Origin of the sequence: Streptomyces capoamus (assembly GCF_014654935.1) — a bacterium.
Classification (GTDB): Bacteria; Actinomycetota; Actinomycetes; order Streptomycetales; family Streptomycetaceae; genus Streptomyces; species Streptomyces capoamus.
Genome location: NZ_BNBF01000060.1, coordinates 1 through 4533, shown reverse-complemented (window position 1 = coordinate 4533; position 4533 = coordinate 1). Strand labels below are relative to the sequence as shown.

Below are 4533 nucleotides of genomic sequence, written 5' to 3'. Positions count from 1 at the left end.
AACCGGCCACCCGCCGGCCCGAACGGATCCGCCACGAACCGACCCGCCGTCAACGAAGGACGCCCCAGATAACCCCGGGCCAGCTGGACTCCCGCGAGGTACAGGTCGCCGGCGGTGCCGGGCGGTACCGGACGCAGCGCCGCGTCCAGCACGTAGGCGCTGGTGTTCCAGACGGGTCGCCCGATGGGGACGGTCCCGCTCCGGTCGCCCGTGCGGCAGGCCCACGCGGTGACGTCGACGGACGCCTCGGTTGGGCCGTAGAGGTTGTGCAGCTCGGCGTCGAGGAGTGTCAGGAAGCGGTCGCGTGTCTCGCTGCCCAGTGCCTCACCGCTGCAGATGACCCTGCGCAGACCGGTGCACCGGGCGGCGGCCGGGTGGCGCAGGAACTCTTGGAGCATGGAGGGCACGAAGTGGACGGTGGTCACCCCGTACTCGTCGATCGTCTCGGCGAGGTAGGCGGGATCGCGGTGCCCCTCGGGCCGGGCGACCACAAGCGTGGCTCCCTCGGTCAGCGGCCAGAACAGCTCCCACACCGAGACGTCGAAGCCCAGCGGGGTCTTCTGCAGCACGCGGTCGTCCGCCGTCAGCTGGTACTCCCCCTGCATCCACGCCAGACGGTTGACGATGCCTCGGTGGGGTACGACGACGCCCTTGGGCCGACCGGTCGAGCCGGAGGTGTAGATGACGTAGGCGGGGTGGTCCGCGCGGAGCGGCGTGACGCGCTCGTCGTTCGTGACGTCGTCGGTGCCGTGCTCGGCCAGGGCCCCGAGCGTCCCAGGCGAGTCCAGGACGAGCGTGGGCACCGTGTCCGCGTGCGGTATGACGGAGCCGGCGGTCGCCTCCGTGGTGAGCAGCAGGCCGGGCGCCGAGTCGGTGAGGACGTAGGCGATGCGGTGGGCCGGGTAGTCGGGGTCCACGGGCAGGTAGGCGGCGCCCGTCTTGATCGTGGCGAGGACGGCGGCGACCATCTCGGCGGAGCGCGGCACGGCTATGGCCACCGTCGACTCCGGGCCGACGCCGCGGTCGGCCATCAGCCGGGCCAGCCTGTTGGCGCGGGCGTTCAGCTCACCGTAGGAGAGCGCCTCTCCCTCGAAGACGAGGGCGGTGCGGTCGGGTGTGCGGGTCGCGCACGTCTCGAACAGCTCGGGGAGCGTCGTGTCGGGGACGGGGTGCGCGGTGTCGTTGAAGCCGGCGAGGACCTGACCGCGTTCCTGCGGTGAGAGGGTGTCCACCGACCCGGTGGGCCGGTCGGGGCCGGCCGCCACCGCTGCCAGGATGCAGGTGAACCGGTCCGTGAGCGTGGCGACGGCGTCCGCCTCCAGCGCGTCGGGGCGGTAGCCCACGCGCAGCCGGATGCTGGTGCCGGGGTACGCGATCAGGCTGAGCGGGTAGTGGGTGGCGTCCTGGCCGGTGAAGCCGGAGACCGACACTCCGTCCATCTGCCGGTTCAGACCCGCGGCGTCCAGGGGGTAGTTCTCGAAGACGGCGAGGGTGTCGAACAGCGGGCCGCCGCCGGCCTGGCGCTGGATCTGCGCCAGGCCCAGGTGCTGGTGGTCCATCAGCTCGGCCTGGGTGTCCTGGACCCGGGTGAGCAGGCCGGCGAGCGGCTCTGACCAGTCGAGTCGCACCCGTACGGGGAGGGTGTTGATGAACAGGCCCACCATGGTCTCGACGCCGGGCAGCTGCGGCGGACGGCTGGAGACCGTCGCGCCGAAGACGATGTCGTCGCGGCCGGTGACCGCGGCGAGCAGCAGCGCCCAGGCGCTCTGCACCACCGTGTTGAGGGTCCAGCCGCGGGCACGCGCGAGATCGGTGAGGGAGGCCGATAGGTCCTCGGACAGCTCGACGACCTGTTCCTCGGGCTGCCGGGCCAGGCGCTGGGTGATGCCGGGCGCCACGAGGGTCGGTTCGGCGAGGCCGTCGAGCGCGGCCCGCCAGGCCTTGGCCGCCGCGTCCTTGTCCTGCCGCGCGAGCCAGGCGAGGTACTCCTTGTACGGGGTGACCCTGGGCATGCCGCCGGTGTCGCCGTGCCGTGCGTAGAGCTCGAAGAGTTCGCCGACCAGCAGCGGGAAGGACCAGCCGTCCAGCAGGATGTGGTGCAAGCAGATGATCAGGCGGTGGGTGTCCTCGGCGAGCCGCACGAGGGTGAAACGCACCAGCGGCGGGCGGGTGAGGTCGAAGCGCCGGGCGCCCTCCTCCTCGGCCAGCCGCTCCAGCGCCGCCCCGCGTTCCGCGGCGGCGAGGGCCGTGAGGTCCTCCTCCCGCCAGGGCAGTTCCACGGACTTGGGGATCAGCTGTACGGGGCTGCTCAGCTTCTCGTGTCGGAACGCGGCCCGCAGGTTCGCGTGACGGTCGAGCAGGGCTTCGGCGGCGGCCTTGAGTCGCGACGTGTCGAGGGGTCCCCTCAGGTCGAAGGAGAGCCGGACGGTGTAGGCGTCCACCGCCGTCTCGTCGTAGAGCGCGAGGAAAAGCATGCCCTCCTGCAGCGGAGACAGGGGCAGAACATCGGCGAGACCCTGTGTGGTCATGAGTTCCTCCAGTCGGATTCCAGAAGGTCGATCTCCGCCTGCGACAGCGACACCAAGGAAAGATCCGATGGAGTCCAGCCACCGCTGTCGGTCCGGCTGCTCGCGTCCGACAGGGCGTCCAGGGCGGTGAACCAGGTTTCGGCGAGGTCGCGGACCCGGCCCTCGGGCAGCACACCGGCCGCCCAGGACCAGGTGGCGACGAGCCGGGGCCCCTGCGGGCCGTCCTGCGTCAGCACATTGAGTTCCAGGCAGTGCGCCAGTGGCAGGTCCTCGTCCGCGCCGGCGGTGAGCACGTCGGCCAGCGGGTCGGCCGTCCACACGGCGGCTTCTTCGGGGGCCTGGTCCGAGGCGGCGAAGCGGCCCAGGTAGTTGAAGGAGATCTGGGGTGTGTGGCCGGATGCCAGGACGGATGCGGTGTCCGGGTTGAGCCAGCGCAGCAGGCCGTAGCCGAGACCGTTGTCCGGCAGCCGCCTCAGCTGTTCCTTGACGCGCTTGAGCGCGTCGCCCGTCGCCTGCCCGGTCCGCCACTGGGCGCCGGGGGGCAGTCCCGTGTCCAGACGGACGGGGTAGACGGTGGTGAACCAGCCCACCGTGCGCGACAGGTCGATGTCCGGGGCGAACTCCTCGCGTCCGTGGCCTTCGAGGTCCAGCAGGACCGCCGTGTCCGTGCCGCCGCCGTGGCGCCGCCGCCACTCGCAGACGGCGAGCGCCAGCCCGGTCAGCAGGACGTCGTTGACCGTGGCGTGGAAGGCGGCGGGCACCTTGGTCAGCAGCGCTTCGGTCTGCTCCGGCGGCAGGGTCCGGGTGAGTGAGCGGGCCGTCCTGGTGGTGTCCCGGGCCGGGTCGAGCGGGCGGCTGCCGATGAGCCTGTCCGGCTCCCGTGTCATCTCCCGCCACAGCGGCAGTTCGGCGGTCCTCTCCCCGGAGCGCGCCGCCGAGCGCAGGCGCCGGCTCCAGTGCCGTAGCGAGGTGCCCACGGGGTCCAGCGCGGCGGGGGCGTCGGGGCCGGCCTGCCACGCGGCCATCAGGTCGGGCACCAGGATCCGCCAGGAGACGCCGTCGACCACGAAGTGGTGCAGCACCAGCAGCAGCCGGCCCGCCCGGTCGTCCCCCGCGTCCAGCCAGACGGCCCGGATCATGCGCCCGTCCCTGGGCGAGAGTCCGGCCAGGGCCTCGTCCCGTTGTTCCTCGTACACCCGGCGCAGCGCGTCGTCGCCGGTCAGGCCGCTGATGTCGACGCGGGTGACGGCCTGGGCGGCGTCCACGCCGCCCGGCTGTGCGATGTCCAGGCTCCAGCCGTCTGGTGCGTCCGGCGTCCACCGCATGCGCAGGGCGTCATGGCGGTCCAGCACCCGCTGCAGGGCGCCGGTGAGCCGCTCGACTCCCAGCCGCTGCGGCACCCGGATGAGCATGACCTGGCTGAAGCGCTCCACCGGACCGCCACGGGCCCGTTGCCACTCCATGACCGGTGTCGTCGGGAGCAGGCCCGTGCCGTCACCGGATTTTGGGGCCGGCTCGCCCTGCGTGCCGATCTCGGTGGCGACGGTGGCCAGGGCCTCGACGGTACGGTGCCGGAAGACGTCCCTGGGGGTGATGGCCAGTCCGGCCCGGCGAGCGGCGGCGACCAGCTGGATGGAGACGATGCTGTCACCGCCCAGTTCGAAGAAGCCCTCGTCCAGAGCGACTTCGTCCAGGCCGAGCACCTCGGCGAATAGACTGCGCAGGGTCTCCTCGCGGGCGTTGGCCGGTGCCCGCCCCGCGCCGCCGGTCCGCTGCGGCGCGGGCAGCGCCTTGGTGTCCAGCTTGCCGTTGGGGGTGAGCGGCAGCCGGTCGAGCCGCACGAACACGGACGGGACCATGTAGTCGGGCAGGCACTCCGCGACGTGCTTGCGCAGGTCCGTCGGATCGGGCAGCGCGCTGTCCGCGCACACCACGTATCCGACCAGCTGCCGCCGCCCCGGCTGGTCCTCGCGTACGACGACGACGGCCCGGGAGACGTCCGGGT

Annotated in this window: 2 protein-coding genes; both read right to left on the bottom strand. The window is 72.4% G+C overall.

Going from position 1 to position 4533, the window contains the following annotated elements; translation table 11 throughout:
- Positions 1-2528 (bottom strand): non-ribosomal peptide synthetase (locus tag IE312_RS37720; protein ID WP_189986819.1); only part of this gene is annotated, 2528 nt, incomplete at its 3' end.
- Positions 2525-4533: condensation domain-containing protein (locus tag IE312_RS37715; RefSeq protein ID WP_229900942.1), on the bottom strand; the 2009-nt coding region annotated here is incomplete at its 5' end. The genes IE312_RS37720 and IE312_RS37715, both read right to left, overlap by 4 nt.